The organism is Streptomyces sp. NPDC055506, from assembly GCF_053643595.1.
The window spans coordinates 22,858-46,989 of the sequence record NZ_JBSHKH010000049.1; the positions used below are offsets into that span (position 1 = coordinate 22,858).

Sequence of the window (24,132 nt, forward strand, 5' to 3'; positions counted from 1 at the left end):
CACCCCCAGGGTGCCCGGCCCGCGTCAGCCTCCGCGCTTACTTCCTACGCGCTGGCTTCCTCCGCGCTTGCTTCCTCCGCGCTTACTTCGCCGGCGGCGTCTTCTTGGCGACGGGCTTGCGTGCCGGAGCCTTCTTGGCGGCGGGCGCCTTCCGCTCCGGGGTGGCCTGGGCCTTGGTGCCTGCGGGCTTCGCCGGCTCCTCCTTGACCTCGACCGGCTCGGCCTTCGGCTCGACGGCCACGGCCAGCTCCTCGACGCCCTCGGCGACGTCCTCGATGCCCTCGGCGGCCTCGCCGCGCCAGGTGCGCACGGCCTGCTCGCCGTGCTCGGCGACCTTCTCGTAGGTCTCCCGGGCCTTGACGGCGTACTCGGCGGCCACGCCGACCCCGCGCAGCGCGAAGTCCTGGGCGCTCTCGCCGAACTTCTTCAGGTCGGCGTCGATGTTGCTGCCGAGCTTCTTGAAGTCGGCGTCGAGGGAGCCGATGAAGCCCGTGACCTTGGTCTGGAGGGTCTCCTGCGTCTCCTTGACGCGGGCGGTGGCCTCCTTGGCCCGGGCGGACGCCTTCTCCTGGACGGCCTTGGTGTCGGTGTTGCGTACGGCGTCGATCCGCGCCGGAGCCTCGGCCCGCAGCTGCTCCACCAGGGCCGGCACCTTCTTCGCCTGCTGGAGGGCGAGGTCGGCGGTGCCCGCGGCGAAGTAGAGCGGAGTCGGGTCGCTGAGGGTCTTGCGCAGGTCGTCGGTGATGGCCATGGTGAGGGTCCTCCCGGATTCTTTCTCGCTTGAGGGTTCGGCTGAGGGTGGTGTGATCCGCAGCGGAGCGGCCGGTGCCCTGGTCCGGCTCAGCCGGCCGTCTGCTGCGGGTCGGTGTCACTGCCGCCGGTGGCCTTGCGGGGCCGGCGGGCGGCGGGTGTACCGCCGGTGTTCTTGCGGGTGCGGCGGGTGGCGGACGTACCGCCGGTGTTCTTGCTGGTGCGGCGGGCGGCCGGCGCACCGCCTTCTCTCTCGGGGGTGCGGTCCTCGGCGGACCGGCCGCCGCCGGCCGTGCGGGTCCGCCCACGTATCTCGGTGCCGCCGTCCGGGGCGTCCCCGTCCGCGTCCGCCGTGCCTTCGGCGACCACGAACTCGACGACGGCGGCACCGTCGCCGGGGCCGTCGGAGCCGTCGCCGGTCCCGAACCCGTTCTCCTTGCGGAAGGACTCGTAGATCTGCAGCAGCACCTGCTTCTGCCGCTCGTTCAGCGTCGGGTCCGCGAGGATGACGGCACGCGTCTCCACCTCGTCCCGGTCCCGCTCGGCGTCGAGAATGCCCGCCCGCACGTACAGCGTCTCGGCGGAGATCCGCAGGGCCTTGGCGACCTGCTGCAGCACCTCCGCGCTCGGCTTGCGCAGCCCGCGCTCGATCTGGCTCAGATACGGATTGGACACCCCGGCGGCGTCGGCGAGCTGCCGCAGCGACAGCTGCGCGTTGCGCCGCTGCTCGCGCAGGTAGTCACCGAGATTGCCGACGTTGAGCGATGCCATGCCCTCCACGGTGCCGCATCCCGCTAACTATTGCAAGCACTCGCTTGCAATAGTGCGCCATGCCACCCGTTCAGCCCTTCGGCGCCCCCGCGAGCACCCGCTCGCAGTCCGACCAGGCCGGCTCGCTGAGCAGGGGCCGGAAGCGGGTGAACAGGGTGAGGAGCTCGGGTCCCCACTTCTCCCGGAAAGCGGAGTCGATGCGGGCGAGGTCGAGCTCGTTGGCGACGGACAGCTCCGCGAAGTCTCGTCGGTGTCGAGGGTCCGGAGTCCGAAGGCGGCCGGTGAACCGGTCCCGGAACGGACCGTCGGCGTCCACGAGCGTCGGATAGGTGGCCTGCCGGTCGCAGGACGCGTAGAGATACACGATCGCTTCGGCCTCGGCGCCGATCACGTCCACGAGGTCGGAGCGGCTGTCCGGGGACAGCGGGGCGACGGGGAAGCCGTCGGTGCCGTAGAGGGCGTGGCACAGGCCCGCGAGCTGGAGGGCGGGGCGGGCGCCCCAGGCGGCGAGGCGGAGCCGGACACGCTGGAGATGGGCGATGAGCGTGCCGCCCGGATGGGCGATCTCCGCGGCACCGAGCCGGTGCAGCAGCGCGATCGCCCGGTCGGCGGCGGCAGGGTCGGTGGTGGACACGGCGTCCTTCCGTCAGCGTCCTTCCGTCAGGGAGGGGACACGGCATCCTCCCGTCAGCGTCCTTCCGTCAGGGAAGGGTCGGCACCCGTCCGCGCCTTCGCCTGTGGTCCGGATCCCGCGAAAGCGCCGGACGGGTTGCCGCCCGGGCCCTGCCTTGATCCTCCTGGGCTCCAAGACCTCAGTCAATCCTATGGATTTCTCGCAACACCCAAGCTGTAGCTTGGAGTTGTGACTCTTGACGATCTGCGCGTCTTCGTGGCCGTGTGCCGGGCGGGAAGCCTCAGTGCCGTCGCCCGGGAGCTGGGCCGCACCCAGTCGGCCGTGAGCCAGCACGTCAAGCGGCTCGAGCGGGAGACCGGCGTGAGCCTCCTGGAGCGCCGGCCCCGGGGTGTCGTGCCCACACCCGCGGGACGCGTCCTGCGCGACGCCGCCTCGGACGGCATCTCCGGTCTGGATCTGGCCCTGCGGCGTCTCGGGGACCTGGTCAACGGCGACAGCGGCGCCGTGCGCGTCACCACGGGCGGAACCACGGTGCGGCACTTCATGGCCGAGGCCGTCGTCGCCTTCCGGCGTCGCCACCCGAAGGTCAGTCTGGAGTTTCGGACGGAGACCTCCAGCCGCGACTGTTTCGACGCCCTCACCGCCGGCGACCTCGACCTCGCCTGGGTGACCATCGACGGCCCGGTGCGCGGTATCGAGCAGCGCCCCGTCGTCTCCCTGCCCTGGGTCGTGGCCGTCCGCTCCGATGACCCGCTCGCGGGCCGGCCCTGCGTCGGAACGGCCGAGTTCAGCGACATCAGCCTCATCCGGCTTCCCGAGAACTCCACTTCGGGCGCCCGCCTCGACGCCGCGTTCGCCGAACTCGGCATCCGGAACAGCTCCGGCACCAGCGTCGCCGACTGGGACACCGCCCTCCTGCTGGCGGAACTCGGCCTCGGTCACGCCGTCGTGCCCGTCCTGCCCGGCTGGGAGGTACCGGGTGACGGTCCTCTCCGCCTCGTCCCCATCCCCGCCCTGCCCCCGCTCCCGGTCGGCTGGGCCTGCCGCCGCTGGGACGCCCTCACCCCGCTCGCCCGGGCCTTCGCCGACACCGTCGCGCGCAGTTGTACGGAACGGACCTCAGGTACTCGGCCCGACCAGCGGGCGACCGTCGTAGTTTCGGAGAAGGGCCGTCCCGGTCGGTCCAACGCAGCGCTACCGGCGAGGAGTTGACCATGGACGCACACGACGCGCAGGACACCGCGAAGGGACTGCGGGCGATCGGCGACGAGTTGTCGGAGCGGTTCTACGAGCGGGACGACGTGGTGCGGACGCTGGTGGTGACGCTGCTGGCCGGGCAGCACTCGCTGGTGCTCGGTCCGCCCGGGACGGCGAAGTCGGAGCTGGCCCGGGAGCTCACGGGCCGGGTCGAGGGGGCGGCGTACTGGGAGATCCTGCTGTCGAAGTTCACCGCGCCGACGCGGATGTTCGGTCCCATCGACGTCGCCGCGCTGGCCCGGGGCGAGTACCGCCAGGTCTACGACGGCCGTGCCACGACCGCTCATGTCGCCTTCATCGACGAGATCTTCAAATGCTCCACGGCCGCGCTGAACGAGACCCTGGGCTACCTCAACGAGCGGATCTACCACCCCGAGAACGGCGGCGAGCCGATCCGCTGCCCCCTGATCGGCGCCATCACGGCGAGCAACGAACTGCCCGCCGGAGAGGACTCGGCCGCGATCTACGACCGGCTGCTGGTGCGGATCGAGGTCGGCTACCTGGAGGACCCCTCGAACTTCGCCGCACTGGTCCGCTCCGCCGTCGGCCGCCCGGCGGCACCGGAGCGCACCACGATCGAGCTGGCCGCCCTGCAACACGCCGTGGCGGAGGCCGTCCCGGCCGTGGACGTCCCCGACGCGATCGTGGACGCGGTGTGCACGCTGCGGGCCGCCCTGCGCCGCAGGGAACTCGTCGCCTCCGACCGCCGCTGGCGGCAGGCGGTGGGACTGCTCCAGGCGTCCGCGTACCTCGACGGCCGTCCCGAGGTCGCCGAGGCCGATCTGTCGGTGCTGACGCACGTGCTGTGGGACTCCCCCGCCGAGCGCCCGGCCGTCGAGCGCGAGGTGCTGCACCTGGTCAATCCCGACGCCAAGGATGCGCTCGACCTGGCCGACACCATCGAGGAGCTGGAGGCCCAGCTCGACGCGATGGCCGGGCAGTCCCGCGAGGCGCTGAGCGAGTGGGTCATCAAGCAGGCCCACAACAAGCTCGCCATGGCCGGGAAGCGGCTGGAGAAGCTGCGCGAGGAGGCGACGAGCGCGGGCCGTTCCACGGCCGCCATCGACCGGGTCACCGGCCGCCAGCGCGCCGTCCGCGCCCGCGTGCTCACCGAGGCCCTCGGCATGGACGCGAGCATGGTGCAGGCCCAGCTGTGAGCATCGACGGACCCCACCGGCTCGACGAGCTGGCGGGCCGGGGCGGGAAGTGGCTGGGCCTGTCCGCCGCCGCCCCCGAGCGGCACTCCGGGGCCGTGGTCGCGGACCGGTTCGACCGGATGACCTGGCGCGACACCTGTGAACAGTCGGCCGGGCTGCGCGAGCTGGCCGCGGAACTGGGCGACCGCTACGACCACGCCGGCGACCTCCTGGCCGACACGTTCCTGGCCGCCTACAAGGTCAGACCCCGGTTGCGCGAGCCCGCCGAGATGGACCCCTCCCGGCTCGTCAACCACCAGGTCGTCAACTCACTGGTGGCGTCCCCGGAGTTCACCGGACTGCACCGGGAGACCGCCGGCGACCCCTACGCCGCCGCCATGGCCGTACTCGCCCAGGCCGCCGCGCTGCGGGGGCTGCTGGAGCGTACTCGGCAGGCCCGCGAGCAGGCCGAGCGGCAGAAGCGGGCCCAGGGGGACGTGGCGGACGCGGCCGACGCCGTGAGCGAGGCGCTCCGGCGGGCCGCCGCCGAGGCCGAGGCGGACGGCATGGTGCCCGGTCCGGCCGCTGACGCCATGGAACAGGCGATCGAGGCCGCCGAGACCGCCGAGGCCGCCGCGCGGCAGGCCGCCCAGGGTGCCGCGCAGGCCCTCGCGGCGGCGGCCCCCGGTGTCGGCGCCGGTGCCCGGACCGCGGCCGCGAAGGCCGCCGTGGTCGTGCGGGAGGAGGCCGCGCTGATGCGGGCCTGGGGCGTCGGATCCGGCGAGCTGGAGCGGCTGCCGTTCGGCCGGCGGGCCCTGCTCGCCGAACGGCTGCGCACCGGTCGGCTCGCGCAGTGGGCCGAACTGATCGGCCGCTTCCGGCAGATGGCCGGCGGCGAGCGCGCCCGCAAGGTGGAGAACGCCACCGGGGAGCTGGTCGGCGTGACCCTCGGCGACGACCTGTCCCGCGTCATCCCCTCCGAGCTCGCGAACCTCGGCCTGCCCGAGCTGCGCGCGGTGTTCGCCGTGCGCTACGCCGCCGGGGAGCTGATGCTCTACGACAGCCAGGGGGAACAGGCCACCGGCCGGGGCGCGATCATCGCCTGCGTGGACACCTCGCACTCCATGTTCGAGGCCGGGCCCGGCGGCATCACCCGGGAGGCGTGGGCCAAGGCGTGCGCGCTGGCACTGCTGGACCAGGCCCGTCACGCGGGGCGTGACTTCGTCGGCATCCTGTTCTCCGCCGCCGACCGGCTGAAGGTCTTCCGCTTCCCGGCCGACGAGCCGGCGGGCATCACCCGGACCCTCGACTTCGCGGAGACGTTCCTCGGCGGCGGCACCAGCTACCAGCGACCGTTGTCGGCGGCCGCCGACCTGCTGGAGGAGGAGTTCAACGACGTCTCACGCAGGCGCGGCGACATCGTGATGATCACCGACGACGACTGCGGCGTCACCGAGGAGTGGACCCGCGGCTGGAACGAGGCCAAGCACCGCCTGGGCTTCCGTCTCTTCGGCGTGGCCGTGGGCGCCCCCCGGGTCGCGGCGACCGACTCGGTCCTGGACGCCCTCTGCGACAACCTCCGCGCGGTGGAGGACCTCACGGACGTCCACGCGGCCGCCGATCTCTTCCGCGTGATCTGACGGCGGTCACGACACGCCGGTCACGACAAACCGCCGACGATGCAGAAGGGATGCCCGGCGGGATCCGTGAGGACCCGCCATCTGTCCTCCTGCGGCTGCTGGTCCGGCCTGCCCGCGCCCAGTTCCAGCAGCCGGGCCTCGGCCTCGTCCAGGTCGACGACCCTGACGCAGCAGTGCAGTTGCTGCGGAACGGCCGGGCCGGGCCAGCTCGGAGCTCGGTAGTCGTCGACCCGCTGAAACCCGATGTCGAACCCGCCCTCACCGTCCAGCGCGGCGAACCCGGCATCCGACTCGGGGTGCAGCTCGAGTCCGGTGGCTTCCTGGTAGAACGCCGCCAGGGCGAGCGGATCCGGGCAGTCCAGGGTGATCGCGCTCAACTTCATCAGCGGGGTCATCGCGCCTCCGTGCCGATCTCTGGAAACTCTCGTGGTGCCCACCCTAGAAGCGGACGGTCGCTAAACAGTTCGACGAGGCGGGGTGGGCACCGTCATGATCCGCAGTCGTGACGACGACTTCGCAGCAGTTCCTGGTCCGGGCCGCCGCCCGGAACAACGCCGAGTGGTGCGCGGCGATGTGCCGGGCGCACGGGGTGGCGGGCGAGTTCGGGACCGACGCCTGGGCCGCCCCGGTCCGGACGCCGCTCTACTACCCCGACGCGGTGACACTGGAGCCGGACGCCGGCCGGGACGCGCTCGTGGCGCGGATCGACACGGCCTCACCCGGCGCCTCGGTCAAGGACAGCTTCGCCGACCTGGAGCTGGCGGAGGCGGGGTTCCGGGTGCTGTTCGAGGCGCAGTGGATCCATCGTCCGGCGGAGACACCCGCGACCGACCTCGATGCCGGGGCTATCGCGTGGGACGTGGCACGCGACCCGGACACGCTGCGCGCCTGGGCGCTGGCCTGGGACGACGGTGCCGGAAACGCGGACCTGTTCCGGCCCGGGCTGCTCGCCGACCCGGCGACCTTCGTGATCCTGGGACGGTCCCCCGACGGCCGAGTGGCCGCCGGCGCGGTGGCGAGCCACAGCGAGCACGTGGTCGGCGTCTCCAACGTCTTCGCGCGGAACGGCGGGCCCGACGCCGCCTGGCCGGTCGTCCTGCACGCGCTCGCCCACCTCTTCCCCACCCTGCCCGTCGTCGGCTACGAGCAGGGTGACGACCTGGCGACCGCCCTCCGGCACGGCTTCGAGCCGCTCGGCCCGTTGCGGGTGTGGCAGCACAATCGGCCCGACTGATCCGCCCCTACGTGTCCGTCGCGGGCAGGCGCAGACCCCGGGACTCGGCGACGCGCAGGGCGTCGGTCAGGCACTCGGCGAGACGTTGGCCGGCGAAGCGCACCTCGGTGCGGGGCGAAGCCGGGTCGTCCAGCACCCTGCGGGCGAGGTCGAGCACCTCGGCCCCGGTGGCCAGTTGGACGGCCTCGAGGTCGTCGGCGAGCCGGGAAAGGCAGCCGCCGTCGCTGCCGGTGATCAGGTAGCAGGGCTTGCCGTCAGGCGAGAGCCAGGGCAGAAGCCGGGGCGGGGGCATGCCGTGTCCGTGGCTGTCCACGAGCTCCATCACGCTGCCACCTCCTGCTCACCGACGAGGTGCCGATCCAGGTCGATCCCGAAGTCGGTGGCGAGCACGAGCGCGAGGCGGCGGCGCTGCTGGAGGGCGGCTTCCTGTTCGTGAGCGGTGAGGTAGGGACGAACGAGGGCGGAGGCGCTGCCGTCGAGAGGGGTGGGGAGGCCGTACGGCGAGCGGTGGCGGGGGAGCTGCGGGGGCTGGGATGCGGAGGGGCAGCTCACGAGGGTGAGGTGCACGTGGGGGAAGAGGTGACGGCGGGGGCGGCACCGACGCCGTTTCCCCGTGCCGGGGGCGAAGAGGAGGCGGAGCCAGTGGAGGGCTCGGGGGATAAGGTCGTGCATGTCGACGCTCCTTGTAAGCGTTGGCCGTGCCCCGGGAGGTTGCCGCCTCGCCGGGGTCTTTTTCTGTCTTCGACGCTACACCTGGATATAGCCCTCTACATACAAGTACAGAGGGATCCACACGATCGGGCAGGTCGGCACCGCTCTACGTTGGACGTATGAGCGATAACGCAGCTCCGAAGACCCAGCTGGACCCCATGAGCGCCAGACCGCTCTATGTGCAGCTGGCCGACGTGATCGCCGGCAAGATCTCGTCCGGAGAGCTGGCGCCGGACAGGCCCATCCCCTCCGAGAACCATCTCGCCGACGAGTACGGCGTGGCACGACTCACCGCACGGCGGGCCGCACAGGAACTCCGCGAGCGCGGCTTGATCGTCACCGTGCGAGGCAAGGGATCCTTCGTCGTCGAACAGCCGACCGGCGACGCGCCGGAAGAAAGCGAACCGAACACCTGAAGCCGCCCCTCGGTGGTGAACCACCCCGTCGTTGCACATGGGTCAGCACGAACATCGAGGCCACCACGGCCAAAACTCGCCGACGCCATCGCCACGGACATCGCGTCCGGCAAGCTGCCGCAGGGCGCCGCACTGCCCGGCGAACGCGCCATGACCGATCTGTACAGCGTGAGCATCGGAACCGTGCGTCGCGCAGTCGTCGAACTCCGCAAACGCGGGCTCGTCGCCACCCTGCCCGCGAAGGGCACGTACGTCATCGGGATGCCGGAGTCGGCTGACGACACGCCCAAGGCCGGCGAGTAGTCGCAGGGGCCCGCGCCGCTACTGAGGCTTGTACGCCAGGAACGTGCCGTACTGCCTCCTGGTCCCCTCCTCCGGTTCCTGCACCACACGCGTCGTGACCACCAGCCCCGCCTGATCGAGCAGTTCCGCGATCCGGTCCGGCGGCAGCAGATGCGACTCGTAGGACACCGGATGGTCGCCGTACGCGCGCGTCGGGCGCAGGTGCTCGCCGCTGCCCACGTGGCCGGCCAGCATCAGCCGGCCGCCGGGCACGAGGGTGCGGTGGAACTCGGCGAACACGGTCGGCAGCCAGTGCGGCGGGGTGTGGTGGACGGTGTAGTACGCCAGGATGCCGCCCAGCTCGCCGTCGCCGATCTCCAGCGCAGTCATCGAGCCGACGGTGAAACGGAGTTCCGGGTACGCCGCCCGGGCCACTTCGACCATCCCCGGCGACACGTCCACACCGAACGCCGTTACTCCCAGGGTGGCCAGATGCGCCCTCACCTTGCCCGGACCGCAGCCCAGGTCGGCGACCGGCCCGAGGGGCCGTGCGAGTTCGACGAAGGCGGCCAGCATCGCGCGGGACACCGGGTCCAACTCGGCCGGTTCCTTGACGAGTCGGGCGTAGTCGGCGGCGACGGTGTCGTAGGACTCCCGGATCGCGGTGAGGTGGGAGGGCTCGGTCATGCCGCGAAGCTAGACGACGGCACTGACACTCCCCGTACGCCGACGCGAGTACGCCGGCTTACTCCCGCTGAGAGACGACCTCACCCCGCCGCCCCGGCACCGTGTTCCACGTGACTACGAACCCGAAGCCGAACCCGAAGCCGAAACTCAACCGCCCCGCCCGTCGGACCGTCCTGGTCGTCCATGCGGCTCTTCGCCGACTGGCTGCTGCTCCCCGTCGCGTTCCTCACGCTCCTCAGCGGTCTCGTGCTGTCGCTGGGCACGCCCTGGGGTTTGGCGCGGCACCGGTGGGTCTACACGAAGTTCTGGCTGACGCTCGCCACGACCACCGCCACGGTGTTCGCCCTGCGCCCCGGGGTGAACGCCGCGGTCACCGCCGTCGCGGCGGGCGGTCCGCTGCCCGACGCGGGGGACGTGCTGATGGGGCCGATCGTCTCGCTGTCCGCCTACGTCTTCATGACGGTGATCTCGCTGCTGAAGCCCTGGGGCCTGACCAGGCGGGGCAGGAGGCTGCGCGCTCCCGCCCGGCGCACCCTCCAGGACGCCTGAGAGCCCCCTAAAGGACCATGACGCTTGCCTAAGGGTATTAGGCAGATGCACAATCCCTTCAGGCAGAAGGGAGAGACCGTATGGCACGCGTGGGACTCACTCCGGAGCGGCTGACCGAGGCGGGCGCGGAACTCGCCGACGAGGTCGGCTTCGACGAGGTCACCGTCTCGGCGCTCGCCCGGCGTTTCGACGTCAAGGTCGCGAGCCTGTACTCGCACGTGAAGAACTCCCAGGACCTCCGGACCAGGATCGCCCTGCTGGCACTCGCGGAAATGGCCGACCGGGCGGCCGACGCCCTGGCCGGACGGGCCGGCAAGGACGCCCTGGGCGCCCTCGCGGACGTGTACCGCGACTACGCCCGGGAGCACCCCGGCCGCTGGGCCGCGGCCCAACTGCGGCTCGACCCGCGGACGGCGGCCGCGAGCGCCGGCGTCCGGCACTCCCAGATGACCCGGGCGCTGCTGCGCGGCTACGACCTGACGGAACCGGACCAGACCCACGCGGTCCGGCTGCTGGGCAGCGTCTTCCACGGGTACGTCAGCCTGGAGCTGGGCGGCGGGTTCAGCCACAGCGCCCCCGACACCGACGACACCTGGGTCCGGATCATCGACGCCCTCGACACGCTGCTGCGCAACTGGCCCGCGCCCCCTACGGATCCCCGAGGCTGACACCATGCACACCGAGCACGACTGGATCACGACCCCCCTCACGGCGGACCTGCTGCGCGGCGCCCTCGACCTGGAGCGCACCGAGCACGGCCTGCTCCCGCACCGGCTGCCCGCCCGGGCCCGCGCCCAGAACACCAACCCCCAGCTCGCCATGGCCGAGGCCCAGCCCTCCGGCGTACGGCTGGTCTTCCGTACCGCCGCGACGGCCGTCGAACTCGACACGCTGCGCACCAAGCGCGACTACGTCGGCTTCCCGTCCCGCCCGGACGGCCTGTACGACCTGCTCGTCGACGGCCGCCCGGCCGGCCAGGCCTCGGGGACCGGCGGCAACGTCCTCACGGTCGACATGGCCACCTGGGACGGCGAGGTCACGCCCGGCCCGGTGGGCACCGTCCGCTTCACCGGCCTGGCCGCGGGTGAGAAGGACGTCGAGATCTGGCTGCCGCACAACGAGACCACCGAGCTCGTCGCCCTGCGCACCGACGCGCCCGTGGCGCCCCTGCCCGACCGGGGCCGCAGGGTGTGGCTGCACCACGGCAGTTCGATCAGCCACGGCTCCGACGCCGCGAGCCCCACGGCCGTCTGGCCCGCGATCGCCGCGTCCCTGGGCGGTGTGGAACTGGTCAACCTCGGTTTCGGCGGCAGCGCGATGCTCGACCCGTTCACCGCTCGTGCCATGCGGGACACCCCGGCCGACCTGATCAGCGTCAAGATGGGCATCAACATCGTCAACGGGGACGTGATGCGGCTGCGCGCCTTCGGCCCGGCCGTGCACGGCTTCCTCGACACGATCCGCGACGGACACCCCGACACCCCGCTGCTGCTCGTCTCCCCCATCCACTGCGCGATCCACGAGGACACCCCCGGCCCCACCGCCCCGGACCTCGGCGAAATCAAGAACGGCCGGCTGCTCTTCGCCGCCATGGGCGACCCGGCGGAGAAGGCCGCCGGGAAGCTCACGCTCGGCGTCATCCGGGAGGAACTGGCCCGGATCGTGCGGCAGCGCGCGGCCGACGACCCGAACCTCCACTACCTCGACGGCCTCGCCCTCTACGGCGAGTCGGACGCCGCCGCGCTCCCCCTCCCCGACCACGTCCACCCGGACGCCGCCACCCACCGCCACATCGGCGAACGCTTCGGCGCACTGGCCTTCACCGAGGGAGGGCCCTTCGCGGAACGCTGAGCCGGCTCAGCCCTCGAAGTCCTCGGCGTCCTCGGAGTCCTCGGCGTCCTCGAAGCCCTGCTCCGCAAGGATCTTGTCGATGCGCGCCCGGTGGGCCGACTCCCAGTCGTCGAGGGTTTCCGCGGCCTCCTTCGCCAGCTTGGCGCGGGCCGCGGCGAGCACCTCCTCCCGGCGGGCGCCGGGCACCACCACGACGCCCTCCTCGTCGGCGACGACCACGTCCCCCGCGTCGACGGCCACCCCGCCGCAGGTCACCCGCTCACCCAGCGGCCGGGCGGCGGCCTTGGTGCCCGGGATGGGGATGACACCGCGCGCGAACACCGGGAAGCGGGCCTCCCGCACCTCGGGAAGGTCGCGGATCAGCCCGTCGAGGACGAACGCGGTGACACCGCGGCGCTGGGCGACGGCGCAGACGTTGCCGCCGGCCAGCGCGTAGTCCAGGTCGCCCGACTCCACGACGACGACCGAACCGGGCTCGGCCCGGTGGATCGCGGCGTGCAGCATCAGGTTGTCGCCGGGCGGGCACCGCACGGTGAAGGCCGGTCCGGCCACCCGCGGCACGGGCTCCCACAGGGGCCGGATCCCGATGTCCATGACCTGCCCGCGGCCCAGCAGGTCGGCCAGCGTGGTGGTGGGTATGTCCCTGAACGCCTCTACGTCAGTCATGACACGGACCCTAATCACCCTGTGCGCAGCCGTGTCTAGAACGGCAACGGCGTCCCGTGCACCACCTCCAGCCTCGTCACCGCCCGCGTCAGCACCACGTACAGCCGGTGGAGCCCCCGTGCCTCCGCCTCGGCGATCGCCGCCGGCTCGACGGCGACGACATGGTCGTACTCGAGTCCCTTGACCACGCTCGCGGGCACCAGGGCCAGCCGCGCGCCGAGTTCCCCGGGCCCCGCCGCGTCGATACCGGCCGCGTCCAGGGCCGCCCGCACCCGGGGCACGTCCAGGTCCGCCGCGACGACCCCGACGGACCCCTCCCGCTCCAGCGCGTCCCGTACGGCGTCCACGACCGCCGCCGGCACGCCCTCCGGGTCCGTCTCCCGCATCCGCAACTCCCCGTCCCCGCGCAGCGAACGGGCCGCCGGCACGTCCACGTCCAGCCGCTCCAGCAGCCGGTTGGCGAGGCCGACGACCGCACGCGGCACACGGAATCCGGTGGTCAGCTCGACCACGGCCGCGTCCGGTTTCCCCAGGTGCGCCAGGACCGTCAGCCACGACCGCGCCGCCCACGGCGTCGTCCCCTGGGCCAGATCGCCCAGGACCGTCAGCGAGCCGAAGGGGGCCCGGCGGGCGATGGCCCGGCACTCCATCGGGGACAGGTCCTGCGCCTCGTCGACGACGACATGCCCGTACCCCTCCGGATGCTCGATCAGCCCGGCCACCTCGTCGAGCAGCACCAGATCGGCGGCCGACCAGCGGGCCGACTTCCACGAACGGGGCGGCTTGGGCCACAGCAGCGCCCGCTGCTCGGCGTCGTCCAGCAGCCCGTCGGCCGCCCCCGCCAACGCCTCGCCGTCGGTGAGCAGTTCGGCCACGACCTCCTCCGGCCGAACCCGGGGCCAGACGGCGTCGAGGTACTCGGACACCGGCCGGGCCCGCTCGACCCGGCGCACCCAGGCGTTCGCGGGCGGCCCGGCCCGCCGCTCGACCCGCTCGCGCAGGCACCGCACGATCCGCGCCCGCACCCGCTCCCGCCCGACCCCGTAGGGCGGTTCCTCCTCCCGTACATCCGCGACGATCCGCGCCAGCTCCGCCTCGGGCACCCGCCAGCGGTACGACCCGTCCGGCACGGCGAGCGAGCCCGCCCCCGCGGTGCGCACGCGCGCGTACAGCGCCCGCCGCAGCACCTCCGCCATCCGGGCGTCGTGCTTGACGACGGCGGCGGACTCGTCGTCGGCACCACGGACCGGCCACCGGGCGATCTCCTCGGCGAGGGTCGACTGCCGCACCCCCGTCTCGCCGAGGGCCGGGAGCACCTCCGCGATGTACGAAAGGAACGTGCGGTTGGGTCCGAGGATCAGCAGGCCGCCGCGCCGGATGCGCTGCGGGTGCGTGTACAGCAGATACGCGGCCCGGTGCAGCCCGACGGCCGTCTTGCCGGTGCCCGGCGCGCCCTGCACACACACCGACATCGCCAGGTCCCCGCGTACGAGGTCGTCCTGCTCGGGCTGGATGGTCGCGGCGATGTCCCGCATGGGCCCCACGCGAGGCCGCTCGATCTCCCGGGCGACGATCGCGCTGGCCCTGCCCTCCCCCTGCCCCAGGTGCTCGTCCTCCAAGCCGGTCAGGTCGCCGGAGTCCCCGCGGCTGCCGGCCGCCCACCCGAACCGCCGCCGCACGGCGACGCCCTGCGGGTCACGGGCGGAGGACTGATAGAAGGCACGCGAGACGGGTGCGCGCCAGTCGACGACGAGAGGCGGTTCGGCCGGGTGCTCGGAGATGCGCAGCCGCCCGATGTGCAGCCGCCCACCGGCCTCCTCGAACTCCAGGGCCCCGAAGAACAACGGCCCCTCGGGCAGTTCCCGCAGGGCCTTGGCATGGCTGCGCAGCCGGTACCCGAGCACCTCCGCGTCGGCACCGGACGCCGAGACGTCCTCCCCGATGACGACCTGTTCACCGGCGCCCTCGACCATCGCGGCGAGGGCGTCCCGGCAGCGCTCGTGATGGGCGCGTTCACGGCTGAGGGCGTGCTGGAGGGCAGGTTCGGTCGACGTCATTCCACCGAGCGTACGGCAGAAACGTAACCGAGTTAAATTTATTACCCACTCTCACCCTGGAGCCGTCTCGGCAACCCGGCCGCCAGCCACCCGAACGCCCGCTCCGCCGCGGCCACCGCGTCCCCCCGCACGTCCGCCACCCGCTCCCCCGCCGCGATCCGCCGCCAGTTCTCCAGCGCGAGAACCCGAGTCACGGCCATGATCTGCCCGGCCGCCAGCCGCGCGTCCAGATCACCCCCGAGCACCTCGGCCAGCGCCGCCTCCGACCGCTCCTGGTGCGTATGGGCACGGGCGACCAGGGAGGGCGTCCCGTAGAGCAGGGCATGGAAGGCGAGCACCTGGGGATGGTCATTGAGCCCGGTCACGGGGTCGGCTCGCTCCAGCCCCTCCAGGAAATGCCGCCGCAAGGCCTCCACCGGCGGCTCCTCCGCCCCGGCCACCACCCGCGCGGCCTCCCCCTCGTGGTCGGCGATCCGGTACAGCACCAGATCCTCCTTGGCCGGGAAGTACCGGAACAGCGTCGGCTTGGAGATCTCTGCCGCCGCCGCCACCTCGGCGACGGACACCGCGTCGAACCCCTTCTCCAGAAAGAGCCCCACCGCGATGTCCGACACGACCTGGTACATCCGCCGCTTCTTGCGCTCACGCAGCCCGGTCTCGCTCATGGGGGGAGCCTACGCAGGCGCCGTGGCTAGGCCAGGGCGCGGGCGAGATACGGGTTCGCCGTGGACCTGACCGGGAGGCCGAGCGAGCCCGTGGCGACCGCCAGCGTCACCGCGTAGGAGTCCACCGCCCGCCGCACGTTCGGGGCGTCCAGGCTCGCGCCGGTCACGATGCGGTCCAGATCGACGTACGCGGACCGCACGATCTCCAGCCAGCGGTACACCCGCCAGTCCTTGCGCCAGTCGCGGGTGTACTCGGCGGGCAGGCGTCGCTCCCAGCGGCGGAACATGCGGTCCCGGATCTCCGGCCGGGTCGGTGTGAGGTGCATGTGCCGGACGAGGTCGTAGAGGGGATCGCCGACCACGGCCATCTCCCAGTCGATGATGGTCAGCGCCAAGTCGTCGTCGCGCCGTACGAGGTTCCATGGGTTCAGGTCCCCGTGCAGCAGGGCAGGCTCCCGCCGGCTCACCTCGTGCCGGGAGAGGATCAGCTGCAACCGGTCCGCGGCGGGCAGCCCGAGATGCCGGGCCAGCTGCTGCGACTCCTTCGGCAGATCCCGTACCAGGGCGATGAGCTGGTCCCGCAGCCAGCGGTGGAAAGCGCCCTCGCCGGCGGTCGGATCGACCTGCTTGTACCGCACCCGCGTCAGAGCGCACAGCTGGTCCACCAAGCCGTCGGCCTCGTGCGGCAGCAGTCCGTGGACGGGGTGGTTGGGCGGCCGGTCGACGTCCCGCGGTCCTACGTAGGTGTGGATGGCGATGGTGTCGCTCTGGAAGGTCTCGCCCAGCGCGAGCACCCTCGGCGCCGCCACCTCGATGGACGACTCCTCGATCGCGCGCAGCACGGTGTGCTCGCTGAGGAAGCCACGTTCCCGACGGCACACCTCGGGCAGCTTCCGCCGTACGACCACGGGGGAGTCGACGCCCGGCACCGACACCACCGTGTTCAGGTGCGCGGTCCCCTTGAAGACCCTGCCCGCAGGGGCGGCACCCTCTGCCAGCAAGGCCTCCCGGACCGCGGCGGACGGGAAGTCGGGGCGCTCCGGAACACGCCGGTCGGGCCGCCACTCGAACGCCTTCGCGATCCAGGCCCGGCCGCTGATGTCCCCGTTCATGCGCGACACCAGCCAGCGGAACAGGGCCCGCCTGATCTCGCCCTCACCCGGCACGCTCCCGAGCCGCAGCGGCTCCGCCGCCGCGTCGAGGGCCCGTCGCACCTCGGTCGTCGCCTCGTCCAGGCTCGTCTGCGTGAACGATTCCTCGAGGGACCGGGCCGCCCGCATCACGTCGGGGAAGACCGATTGGGCCCGCTCGAACGCCAGGTAGTGCCGCAGATCCTTGGCCAGTCCGTTGACGGCGGCCGGCCGGACCTCCTGCATCGCCTCGGCCCACGCGTCGACCACCTCGGCCCACTGGTGGGCCGGGTACCGCATGCGGACGAGGTGCGTGGCGAGGTCGTGCAGCGGGTCGCCGTAGGTGGCCAGCTCCCAGTCGACACAGATGAGGGGCGGATCGCCCGCGTAGGACACGATCACGTTGTCCCGGTGCAGATCGGCGTGGAGCAGGCTGTACGGCCGCCGGGCCATGGTGGGGACCCGCCCGGCCAGCCCGGCGAGAGCGTCCTCCGGGATGCCCAGTGCCGCGAACAGCCCGCCGAAGGACGACCAGTTGGGCCGCCTGATCTGCCGGTCGGCCAGTTGGACCAGCGTCTGGAGGAATCCCTGGCTGTCCATGTCGTTGCGGGGCCAGGCGGACGGCAGGGCGGGCAGTGCACCACGCCGCACCTGGGCCATCTGCGCGAGCAGACCGGCCAGCGCCTTGATCAGCAGGGTGTCGACAGGTTTGCCGTTGTCGCAGACGCTGGAGAGCGGTACGCCCTCCACAAAGCTGTGGATCGCGAAATCGCTCCGCTTGACCAGGCACTCCGGCGCATGCGGCAGGACTCCCCGGACGGCATCGAGGATCTCCGCCTCGTTCTGCCAGGTCCGGATGACCACGGGCAGCGCGTCCGGTCGCCGGATACGGACGGTCACGGACGTCCCGGCCTCACGTCCGACCAGCCGGGCCATGTCCTCCGTCAACGGCAGGACGAAATTCTGGTTGTGATGGCCGCTGCTCGCCTGGCCCCGCTCGGCGGCCAGCCTGACGAAGGCCCGGTAGGCGGCGTCGTGCGAGGCGCGCTCCCCGAGGAAGGGACGGGGAAGAGGAGGTGCGCCCACTGGCCGCTCCGGAAGTACGAGAAGGGGAGAACGGTATGGCAAACCGTAAGTTCGCGGCCGGTGCCGCGCATGGCCGGTGAGCCATTCAGGGTGGATTTGCCACCCGTCTGCATGAGACGGCGTGAACTCGTTCTATGGTGGCCGGTTGCCCTCCTTCGGATACGAACGAGGACAGGCGTTTGACTCAATCGGTGCGCGGTGCGGGAATGCTACACCCGGCCACCCCATGGCCTCTCGCACCTCCCCGGCGCTTTATGTCACTCGGGTCGCTCGGCCAACAGGTCCCAGACGGAGTCGTACCACCTGCGCATGGTGTCCACGAAGATCGTCCCGGCCGAGTCGGGGTCGCCGTCCCGCACATGGTGCGTCAGCGTGGCGCCGAGGCCCAGGACGTCCAGCGCCCGCACCTGGTCCCCGCTCTCCAGGACCAGGGCCCGTTCGACTACGCGGTACAGACCGTGCAGCACCTCGGCTTCGTTGATCACGTACAGCTTGAAGGTCGGCGTGAGGGGGGCGTGCCGGATCTCGAGGTCGACGGACGGGACCAGCTTCTCCGCCCGCAGCCCCTCCAGCACCTGGTGCAGGGACTCCGTGCTCCGCCTGGTGATGGTGCGGAAGCGGTCCCGCAGGCGGGGGGCGTCCTCGTCGTTCACGGCCCGGGGGTAGGGCAGCTCCAGCGACTCGGACGGCAGGAGCATCCGCAGGGCGATGCGCTCGGGCGCGATGAGGCCGGCGCGGATCCGTTCGTCCTGACGGCGGATGTGGACGTCCAACGATTCCGACGTCAACGTATAGACGTCCAGGGTGACTTCGCGCTGCTCGAACGCCTCGCTGATGAGCGGGTCCAGTGTCATCGGCCGCCGGGACCGGGTGGCCCTGGCCGTCTCGGACTGGATGCGCTGGTTCTTGATGACCCGGGCCCTGGTCCCCTGCCGGTTCTCGATCCAGCTCTCGTTGCCCAGTTCCTGGATGACCCGCTGCACGGTGTCCCTGGAGACTCCGAACTCCTCGGCCAGCTCGCGCTGCGAGGGCAGCAGGGCCCCCTGCGGATATGTCCCGTCCGCCATCCGCGTCCGCAGTTCTTCCGCCACATGCCGGAACGCCTTGCCGTCACCACTCCGCCTGGCAGTCACACGACGTACCTACCGCCGACAGCCGACAAGCAAACAGGTTTGGTTCAGGCAAGCAGTCCGTCCAACTTGCCGGTTAGGGGATCAAGTTGACCGGGCATGCCTGATACAAGCAGGCAACCAGGCAAGTGGACCGACGAGTTGCCTGACCCACAGGCCAGGACGGGAGGCGAGCCGTGACGATTCGGTTGCGTCCGGCAGACGGCCTAGGCCCGCCGCAGCAGCGCCAGCAGCGGTTCCAGGGAGGTCAGGACCGCGTCGGCCCCGGCCGCCTTCAGCAGCTTGGCCTTGCGTTCGTTGCGAGCGAAGCCCAGGAACGGCACCCCGGCTCGTGCCGCCGCCTCGTGGTCGGAGGGTGTGTCGCCGATCATCAGAGCGTCGGACGGAGCCGCGCCCATCGCGCTCAGCGCCCGGTTGAGGCAGTGCGGGTCCGGCTTCAGCAGGTGAAGTTCCTGGGTGCGGCCGTAGATGTGGGGCTGGAAGCAGGGGACGAGGCCGCGACTGGTGAGGTACTCGGCGACCACGAGCGGGGAGTTGTTGGTGGCGATCGCAAGACGAGTCCCCACCGCCGTCCACGTACGGATCAGCGGGTCCGCGTACGCGGTCGGCATCGCCGAAGACGCGGCCAGCCGCTCCTCCTGGGTCAGACGTGCCTCCAGATCGGCGACGAGATCGCTGCCGGGGTGCCGGCGGTCCACGGCGCGCAGCACCACATGCGGATCGAGGGACTCTCGCTCGCTCTCCGTCAGCAGCCCGTGCAGCCCCCGGCCCTCCAGCCAGGAGACCAGGTCGCGCGCCACCCGCTCCGCCGAGTGGTTGGCGAACAGACGGCAGATGGGCCCGTCGAAGTCCCACAGCACGACTCGGGCGCGTCTGATCAGATTCCGGAGCTCGTGCGAATCGCTTTCCGTCTGGACTTTCACCGCACCAGTCTGCGTCGTATCAGAAGTCACTAGGAGAGTGTCAGGTCCGTCGTGATGGTTTCCCAGAGGGCGTCGAACCACTTCTGGGATTCCTCGACGAACGCCGCGTCCCGCCGGCCCGCTCTGTTCACGAAGGAGAAGAGGAGGGACTGGGAGCCGAGGACGTCGTACATGTCCAGGGTCCGGCTGCCCCACTCCTCCTCGCGCCTGGTCAGCATGTAGTAGCCGATCAGCGCCTCCTCCTGGTTGAGGAGGTACAGCTTCACCGGCGGGGTGAAGGGCAGCGCGCGGAACGTGACCTTTACGTCGATGCCGTGCGTTGAGCGCAGGGCCAGGAAGTTGTGCTGGAGGACCTGGCCCTGGGCGTTGCGCATGGCCAGCCAGCGCTGGTGGACCGGGTTGTCGTCGCCGTGGGCCTCCACGGGGACGGGGAAGGCCAGCTCGATGTCCCGGGAGGGGACGAGAATGCGGACGTCGATCGACTCGGGGTGGATCCGGCCCTCGTGGATGAGGCGGAGCGGTTCGCCGATGGCGACCATCAGGGTCTCCGCGGTGTGGCAGACCACGTCCACGCGGACGCGGCGGGCCGAGAACGCCTCCGTCAGCCGGGGTGCCAGACCGACCATCGTCGGCTGGGGCTCGCCCCGGGCCGGCGCGGGCACGGCGATCCGCGGGGGGCTGCCCTTGCTGACGTTGGTGAGGAGACCGTCCTCCTGGAGCGCCCGCAGGGCCTGGCGGACGGCACCGCGCTCCACCCCGAACTCCTCCGCGAGTTCGGCCTGGGTGGGCAGGCGGTCCCCGGGCTTGAGCTCGCCCGTGCGGATGCGTTCCCGCAGGTGGTCGGCGATCTCCTGGGGCGAGAGCCTTCTGCTGCCGTTGACTGCCACGTTCTCCGCCACGTCCTCCGCCACGTCCGCCTGGATCACGACCAAACGCTACAACTCTGATCCATCTGGCGGGAGTTGTTTGAAAGTTGTTTATGAGTAGGGGCCAAGTGGGGACAACTTAATCAGAGTTGGTTGCCAACTTACATGAGTTGGCGGAAGTTTTGCTTCCGAACCTCCGAAGGGGGAAACCAATGCCCGCCCTCACTCTTCTCGCCGCCATCGCAGTCGTCGCCTTCGAGCAGTTCGTCCAGTGGAAGTACGGCCCCGTCGGCATCGTCGGCCTGCTCCTTCTCACCGTGGGGCTCAAGTCCAACAACTCGGCGGTCAGCTCCACGGGAGCCGTCGTGCTGGCGCTGCTGGTGCTGCGGACCGCCCTATGAGCTGGTGAGCACCAGCTCCGAACTGATCGTCTCCCACAGCGCGTTGAACCAGAGGTGCGACTGCTCGACGAAGGTCGTGTCGCGCAGGCCCGGTCCCTGCCGGAAGGAGAACAGCATCGACCGGGTGCCCTGCGCGTCGTACATCTCCATCTGCTCGTGGTCGACCTCGGCCTCCCGGCGCGTCAGCGTGTAGTACGCGAACAGCGCCTCCGAGCCGTTGAGCAGGTACAGCTTCACCGGCGGAGTGAAGGGCAGCGCCCGGAACGTGACACGCACGTCGATGCCGTGTGTGGCACGGAGCGCCAGCAGATTGTGCTCGAGGACCTGTCCCTGGGCATTGCGCATCGCCAGCCACCGCTCGTGCACCCAGTCGTCGCCGCGCCCCTCGACCGGCACCGGGAAGGCGAGGTCGATGTCCCGGCTCGGCAGCAGGACCCGGACGTCGACCTTGGCCGGTTTCAGCCGTCCGGCGTGGATCTGCCGCAGGGGTTCGCCGATCGCCAGCGTGAGGGAGATGGAGGTCAGGCACACGGCGTCGATCTCGACGTGCTCCGCCGCGAACGCCGCCGCGATCCGGGGCGCCAGGGCCACCGTCGTGGGCAGCGGCGGGGCTTGCGGGCCGGTCAGCGCCCTGGCGGGGTCGGAGGCGACGGTCGCCGGGCTTCCCTTGGACACATTGGTGAGCAGCTGCTCGGACTGCAGGATGCGCAGCGCCTGGCGTACGGCACCGCGCTCGACGCCGAACTCGTCGGCGAGCTGCGCCTGCGTCGGCATCCGCTCACCGGACCGCAGCACTCCTGACCTGATCCGGGCGCGCAGTTCGTCGGCCACTTCTTGATGTGTTCTCTGTGGCCGTTGCGACCTCTTCCGTCCATTGACGGAGGTGTGTTCCGGGTCCACAACCAAACAGTACAACTTCCCGCCATCTTCCGGCAGTTCAGCGCAGGGTGGTTATGAGACGCTTCCAAGCGGCTATAAGTACAGAGAAGTTGGTCGCCAACTTATGCAACATGGTCAGACGGGCCTCCCTTCCGGAGGGGAGCCGGGAGCCCGGTCGGTGAGTACCACCCCACAACAATCACAACCGAACAGCTCGCTACGGATGCGGGTCCCTGTCCGCCGGCAGAAGGGAGCGGATCAGAACATGTCCGGGCACCAAGGCCGCCTGGACGTACGCAGCAGGGCGTCGGCCTTCCGGGCGGCGCCCGCTCGTTCTTCCCGCACCCGCCCCAGCGCAGCCAGCCGCACCGCCGACTCGTCGCCCAGCCACAGCGCCCCCAAATCGCCCAGTTCCAGAGTGAGTTCCGCGCTCTCGGTGGTCGGCGTACAGGACGCTCCCTCGGCGGAGGCCTCCAGCCGGTACCGCCCGCCGGTCAGACCGTCCACCCCGGCGACCTCCAGCACCAGCGTCCCCTCTGCCTCGTACGTCCGCGCCTCCAGCGCCCGTACGACGTCCAGGATCCGCACCCACAGGAAGTCCGCCAGCGACGTGACCCTGGCCGCCCGCGGATCCGGCAGGAAGTGCGGGAGCAGATCGTCGGGCGCCCGCCAGCCGCTCTTCACCGTCACGACCCAGTCGATGGAGCAGAGGTACTGCCACAGGGCGCGCTCCGCGGCCGGTGTCACCCCGATCAGCCACTTCACGGTCGCCGTGTTCAACGGCTGCTTGGCCTCGCCCCAGTTGTCGTCCACCTCGTACGCGGCCATGCCCTCGACCTCGCCTGACGCCGAGCGGTACACGGCGAAGAAGGGCATCTTCCACCCCGGGTCGAACCGTACGGCGCCGGTGTTCACCTTCCACCAGAACTCGTCGCGGCTGATGGCGCCGGGCTGGGTGCGGCACAGCCGCTCGTGCAGGTCGGGGCCGAGCTTGCGGACCTCGTCACCGTCCACCAGGTCGATCCGGCCGCCGTCCGCCGGGCCCGCCCAGCGGGCGTCGAGGCCGGCCCGCGGCACATCGACCGTCCACTCGGCCATCCAGGCCGCCGGGCCGAAGCCGTACCGGCCGTAGATCGGGTACTCGGCGGCGATCAGCGTCGCGACGACGTCCCCGCGGTCCTTCGCGGCCGCCAGGTCCCGCGCCATCATCCGGCTGAGCAGCCCGCGGCGGCGGTGGGTCGCGGTGACGGTGACACCCGTGACGGCGTCGGCCGGGACGGTCGCCCCACCCACGACCGTGAGCTCCTGGTCGAAGGAGCGGAAGGTCGCCACGCACCGGCCGCCGTCGAAGGCGCCGAGGAAGCGCCCCGGCACGAAGTTCCGGCGACGACCCTCGATCTCCTCCGCGGAGACGACGGGCCCCCGCAGAAAGCCGGTGTGCACGGCACGCAGCCACTCGGCGTGTTCGGCTTCGGCGATGGCGCGTATGTCGATGTCGGCTTCGCGGGTCATGGACTCACGCTAGGCGGAGGGCCGGTCGGTGTCGCGCGGATTTCCGAGCGCCGGCCCTCCCCCTGTTCAGAAGCGCCTCAGACCAGCAGGTCGTCGACCTGCGCCTCCCCTTCGCGGTAGCGGCGGGCGATCTCCGCGCTGCACTCGTCGGCCGTGCGCTGCAGCCGCTGCCGCCTCCGGGAGACCTGCTGCTCGTAGCGCACGAGCCGCCCCATCGCCGTGTTCAGCTCAAGGTCCGTCCGCGCCCCCAGGTCGGACAGCTCGACCTCGCCGAGCATCTCCTCGGCCAGCCGCCGGGGCTCCTCGCCCTGCGGGGTGGAGAGCGTCACATGGCGGGCGGAGGAGCGGTGCCGGGCCGGGGCGTCCCGGAGGATCTCCGCCAGCCGCTCGACGACGGACACCTCCGCCGGCGCCGCGGCGGCTGCCACGTCCGCCGGTGTACGCCGTGCCAACTCCGCGCGCAGGATGTCGATCCGCCCCTGGAGCAGCCGCCGTACATAACTGAGGTCGGCCTCGTCGCGCTGGGCCTCGCGGCGCAGGGTGCGCAGCTCGGTCAGGCTCAGCGCGGTCTGATCGGGCTCGGGAGCGTCGGAGGGCAGCCGCGGGCTGTCCGTGCGCTGTGTGGGCGGCCGGTGGTACTCCGTCGCCCCGATCCCCGTGTACGTCGACCAGACAGCCCCCGACTGCTGCCCGGTGCTGGATGTGCTCATGTGCCTCAACCGTCCCCTCGACCGGTGTGTGCATGCATCGTGCCACCCCAAGTGGCCGCTATGGGAACGAGTGCCCCCGATAGACCCCAGATGGGCGGTTAAGCAGCAAAATACGGCCGAGCGCGGCCCGTTGGCGCCCGGCGCAAACCACCCGTTCGTGCCATCCGCACACCACCCGCGGCGTGACGT

Annotated in this window: 26 protein-coding genes and 1 pseudogene; 10 read left to right on the plus strand and 17 right to left on the minus strand. The window is 71.5% G+C overall.

Annotated elements, in window-relative coordinates:
• Positions 1–82: 82 nt before the first annotated feature.
• From ACWIF2_RS20065 to ACWIF2_RS20075, 3 genes are all read right to left on the minus strand, one after another.
• Positions 83–751 carry a hypothetical protein gene (locus tag ACWIF2_RS20065; RefSeq protein WP_454361874.1) on the minus strand — a complete coding sequence of 223 codons (669 nt, stop codon included), beginning with the start codon at positions 749–751 and terminating at the stop codon, positions 83–85.
• Positions 752–840: 89 nt separating this feature from the next.
• Positions 841–1,521 (minus strand): helix-turn-helix domain-containing protein, encoded by a 681-nt coding sequence (locus tag ACWIF2_RS20070; RefSeq protein ID WP_454361875.1) that lies wholly within the window; start codon positions 1,519–1,521, stop codon positions 841–843.
• A 70-nt stretch (positions 1,522–1,591) separates the two neighbouring features.
• Positions 1,592–2,155 (minus strand): DUF6817 domain-containing protein, encoded by a 564-nt coding sequence (locus ACWIF2_RS20075; protein WP_454361876.1) that lies wholly within the window; start codon positions 2,153–2,155, stop codon positions 1,592–1,594.
• A 228-nt stretch (positions 2,156–2,383) separates the two neighbouring features.
• Here ACWIF2_RS20075 and ACWIF2_RS20080 point away from each other — a divergent pair, with 228 nt between their 5' ends.
• Genes ACWIF2_RS20080 through ACWIF2_RS20090 form a run of 3 tightly spaced genes read left to right on the plus strand, consistent with a single transcriptional unit; the run spans position 2,384 to position 6,188 of the window.
• Positions 2,384–3,367 (plus strand): LysR family transcriptional regulator, encoded by a 984-nt coding sequence (locus ACWIF2_RS20080; protein ID WP_454361877.1) that lies wholly within the window; start codon positions 2,384–2,386, stop codon positions 3,365–3,367.
• A gap of 2 nt (positions 3,368–3,369) precedes the next feature.
• A complete protein-coding gene (locus ACWIF2_RS20085) occupies positions 3,370–4,569 on the plus strand; it encodes an AAA family ATPase (RefSeq protein WP_454361878.1) in 1,200 nt (399 codons plus the stop codon).
• Positions 4,566–6,188 (plus strand): VWA domain-containing protein, encoded by a 1,623-nt coding sequence (locus ACWIF2_RS20090; protein WP_454361879.1) that lies wholly within the window; start codon positions 4,566–4,568, stop codon positions 6,186–6,188. The genes ACWIF2_RS20085 and ACWIF2_RS20090 overlap by 4 nt, the downstream gene beginning before the upstream one ends.
• Before the next feature lie 20 nt (positions 6,189–6,208).
• Here the strand turns inward: ACWIF2_RS20090 and ACWIF2_RS20095 are convergent, their stop codons facing one another.
• Positions 6,209–6,583 carry a VOC family protein gene (locus tag ACWIF2_RS20095; protein WP_454361880.1) on the minus strand — a complete coding sequence of 125 codons (375 nt, stop codon included), beginning with the start codon at positions 6,581–6,583 and terminating at the stop codon, positions 6,209–6,211.
• Between the two features lie 176 nt (positions 6,584–6,759).
• Here ACWIF2_RS20095 and ACWIF2_RS20100 point away from each other — a divergent pair, with 176 nt between their 5' ends.
• Complete coding sequence (locus ACWIF2_RS20100; protein ID WP_454361900.1) at positions 6,760–7,422, plus strand: hypothetical protein; 663 nt, start codon at positions 6,760–6,762, stop codon at positions 7,420–7,422.
• A 7-nt stretch (positions 7,423–7,429) separates the two neighbouring features.
• Here ACWIF2_RS20100 and ACWIF2_RS20105 read toward each other — a convergent pair whose 3' ends face one another.
• Together ACWIF2_RS20105 and ACWIF2_RS20110 are read right to left on the minus strand one after the other, a co-directional pair.
• Positions 7,430–7,744 (minus strand): hypothetical protein, encoded by a 315-nt coding sequence (locus ACWIF2_RS20105; RefSeq protein WP_454361901.1) that lies wholly within the window; start codon positions 7,742–7,744, stop codon positions 7,430–7,432.
• On the minus strand, positions 7,744–8,094 hold the full coding sequence (locus tag ACWIF2_RS20110; RefSeq protein ID WP_454361881.1) for a hypothetical protein: 351 nt from the start codon (positions 8,092–8,094) through the stop codon (positions 7,744–7,746). Before ACWIF2_RS20110 ends, ACWIF2_RS20105 begins: the two co-directional genes overlap by 1 nt.
• A 158-nt stretch (positions 8,095–8,252) precedes the next feature.
• On the opposite strand from ACWIF2_RS20110, the gene ACWIF2_RS20115 reads away from it, so the two are divergent.
• Entirely contained in the window at positions 8,253–8,549 is a 297-nt protein-coding gene (locus ACWIF2_RS20115; RefSeq protein ID WP_454361882.1) for a GntR family transcriptional regulator, read from the plus strand.
• Between the two features lie 15 nt (positions 8,550–8,564).
• Complete coding sequence (locus ACWIF2_RS20120; RefSeq protein ID WP_454361902.1) at positions 8,565–8,852, plus strand: winged helix-turn-helix domain-containing protein; 288 nt, start codon at positions 8,565–8,567, stop codon at positions 8,850–8,852.
• A gap of 18 nt (positions 8,853–8,870) precedes the next feature.
• Here ACWIF2_RS20120 and ACWIF2_RS20125 read toward each other — a convergent pair whose 3' ends face one another.
• Entirely contained in the window at positions 8,871–9,518 is a 648-nt protein-coding gene (locus tag ACWIF2_RS20125) for a class I SAM-dependent methyltransferase (protein WP_454361883.1), read from the minus strand.
• Positions 9,519–9,698: 180 nt separating this feature from the next.
• Between ACWIF2_RS20125 and ACWIF2_RS20130 the strand changes: the two are divergent.
• The 3 genes and pseudogenes from ACWIF2_RS20130 to ACWIF2_RS20140 all read left to right on the plus strand — a co-directional run.
• Positions 9,699–10,067, plus strand: a pseudogene (locus ACWIF2_RS20130) (DUF2269 domain-containing protein); the annotation flags it as partial.
• A gap of 80 nt (positions 10,068–10,147) precedes the next feature.
• Positions 10,148–10,735 carry a TetR/AcrR family transcriptional regulator gene (locus tag ACWIF2_RS20135; RefSeq protein ID WP_454361884.1) on the plus strand — a complete coding sequence of 196 codons (588 nt, stop codon included), beginning with the start codon at positions 10,148–10,150 and terminating at the stop codon, positions 10,733–10,735.
• A 4-nt stretch (positions 10,736–10,739) separates the two neighbouring features.
• On the plus strand, positions 10,740–11,918 hold the full coding sequence (locus ACWIF2_RS20140; protein ID WP_454361885.1) for a GDSL-type esterase/lipase family protein: 1,179 nt from the start codon (positions 10,740–10,742) through the stop codon (positions 11,916–11,918).
• A 6-nt stretch (positions 11,919–11,924) separates the two neighbouring features.
• Here the strand turns inward: ACWIF2_RS20140 and ACWIF2_RS20145 are convergent, their stop codons facing one another.
• The 7 genes from ACWIF2_RS20145 to ACWIF2_RS20175 all read right to left on the minus strand — a co-directional run bounded on the left by ACWIF2_RS20145 (position 11,925) and on the right by ACWIF2_RS20175 (position 20,501).
• Positions 11,925–12,584 carry an RraA family protein gene (locus tag ACWIF2_RS20145; RefSeq protein WP_454361886.1) on the minus strand — a complete coding sequence of 220 codons (660 nt, stop codon included), beginning with the start codon at positions 12,582–12,584 and terminating at the stop codon, positions 11,925–11,927.
• 35 nt (positions 12,585–12,619) lie between these two features.
• On the minus strand, positions 12,620–14,641 hold the full coding sequence (locus ACWIF2_RS20150) for a HelD family protein (RefSeq protein ID WP_454361887.1): 2,022 nt from the start codon (positions 14,639–14,641) through the stop codon (positions 12,620–12,622).
• A 41-nt stretch (positions 14,642–14,682) separates the two neighbouring features.
• A complete protein-coding gene (locus ACWIF2_RS20155; RefSeq protein ID WP_454361888.1) occupies positions 14,683–15,306 on the minus strand; it encodes a TetR family transcriptional regulator in 624 nt (207 codons plus the stop codon).
• 26 nt (positions 15,307–15,332) lie between these two features.
• Positions 15,333–17,522 carry a phosphotransferase gene (locus ACWIF2_RS20160; RefSeq protein WP_454361889.1) on the minus strand — a complete coding sequence of 730 codons (2,190 nt, stop codon included), beginning with the start codon at positions 17,520–17,522 and terminating at the stop codon, positions 15,333–15,335.
• 257 nt (positions 17,523–17,779) lie between these two features.
• Positions 17,780–18,655, minus strand: a complete 876-nt coding sequence (locus ACWIF2_RS20165) for a winged helix-turn-helix domain-containing protein (protein WP_454361890.1) — start codon at positions 18,653–18,655, stop codon at positions 17,780–17,782.
• A 203-nt stretch (positions 18,656–18,858) separates the two neighbouring features.
• Positions 18,859–19,656 carry an HAD family hydrolase gene (locus ACWIF2_RS20170; protein ID WP_454361891.1) on the minus strand — a complete coding sequence of 266 codons (798 nt, stop codon included), beginning with the start codon at positions 19,654–19,656 and terminating at the stop codon, positions 18,859–18,861.
• Positions 19,605–20,501, minus strand: a complete 897-nt coding sequence (locus tag ACWIF2_RS20175; protein ID WP_454361892.1) for a winged helix-turn-helix domain-containing protein — start codon at positions 20,499–20,501, stop codon at positions 19,605–19,607. The genes ACWIF2_RS20170 and ACWIF2_RS20175 overlap by 52 nt, the downstream gene beginning before the upstream one ends.
• 152 nt (positions 20,502–20,653) lie before the next feature.
• Between ACWIF2_RS20175 and ACWIF2_RS20180 the strand changes: the two genes are divergently transcribed.
• A complete protein-coding gene (locus ACWIF2_RS20180; RefSeq protein ID WP_189729472.1) occupies positions 20,654–20,842 on the plus strand; it encodes a hypothetical protein in 189 nt (62 codons plus the stop codon).
• Here ACWIF2_RS20180 and ACWIF2_RS20185 read toward each other — a convergent pair.
• The 3 genes from ACWIF2_RS20185 to ACWIF2_RS20195 all read right to left on the minus strand — a co-directional run bounded on the left by ACWIF2_RS20185 (position 20,837) and on the right by ACWIF2_RS20195 (position 23,943).
• Positions 20,837–21,748, minus strand: a complete 912-nt coding sequence (locus ACWIF2_RS20185; protein WP_454361893.1) for a FadR/GntR family transcriptional regulator — start codon at positions 21,746–21,748, stop codon at positions 20,837–20,839. The two genes, ACWIF2_RS20180 and ACWIF2_RS20185, sit on opposite strands and share 6 nt — an antisense overlap.
• Positions 21,749–21,979: 231 nt before the next feature.
• Positions 21,980–23,233 (minus strand): GNAT family N-acetyltransferase, encoded by a 1,254-nt coding sequence (locus ACWIF2_RS20190; RefSeq protein ID WP_454361894.1) that lies wholly within the window; start codon positions 23,231–23,233, stop codon positions 21,980–21,982.
• 77 nt (positions 23,234–23,310) lie between these two features.
• A complete protein-coding gene (locus tag ACWIF2_RS20195; protein ID WP_454361895.1) occupies positions 23,311–23,943 on the minus strand; it encodes an RsiG family protein in 633 nt (210 codons plus the stop codon).
• Between the last annotated feature and the right edge of the window lie 189 nt (positions 23,944–24,132).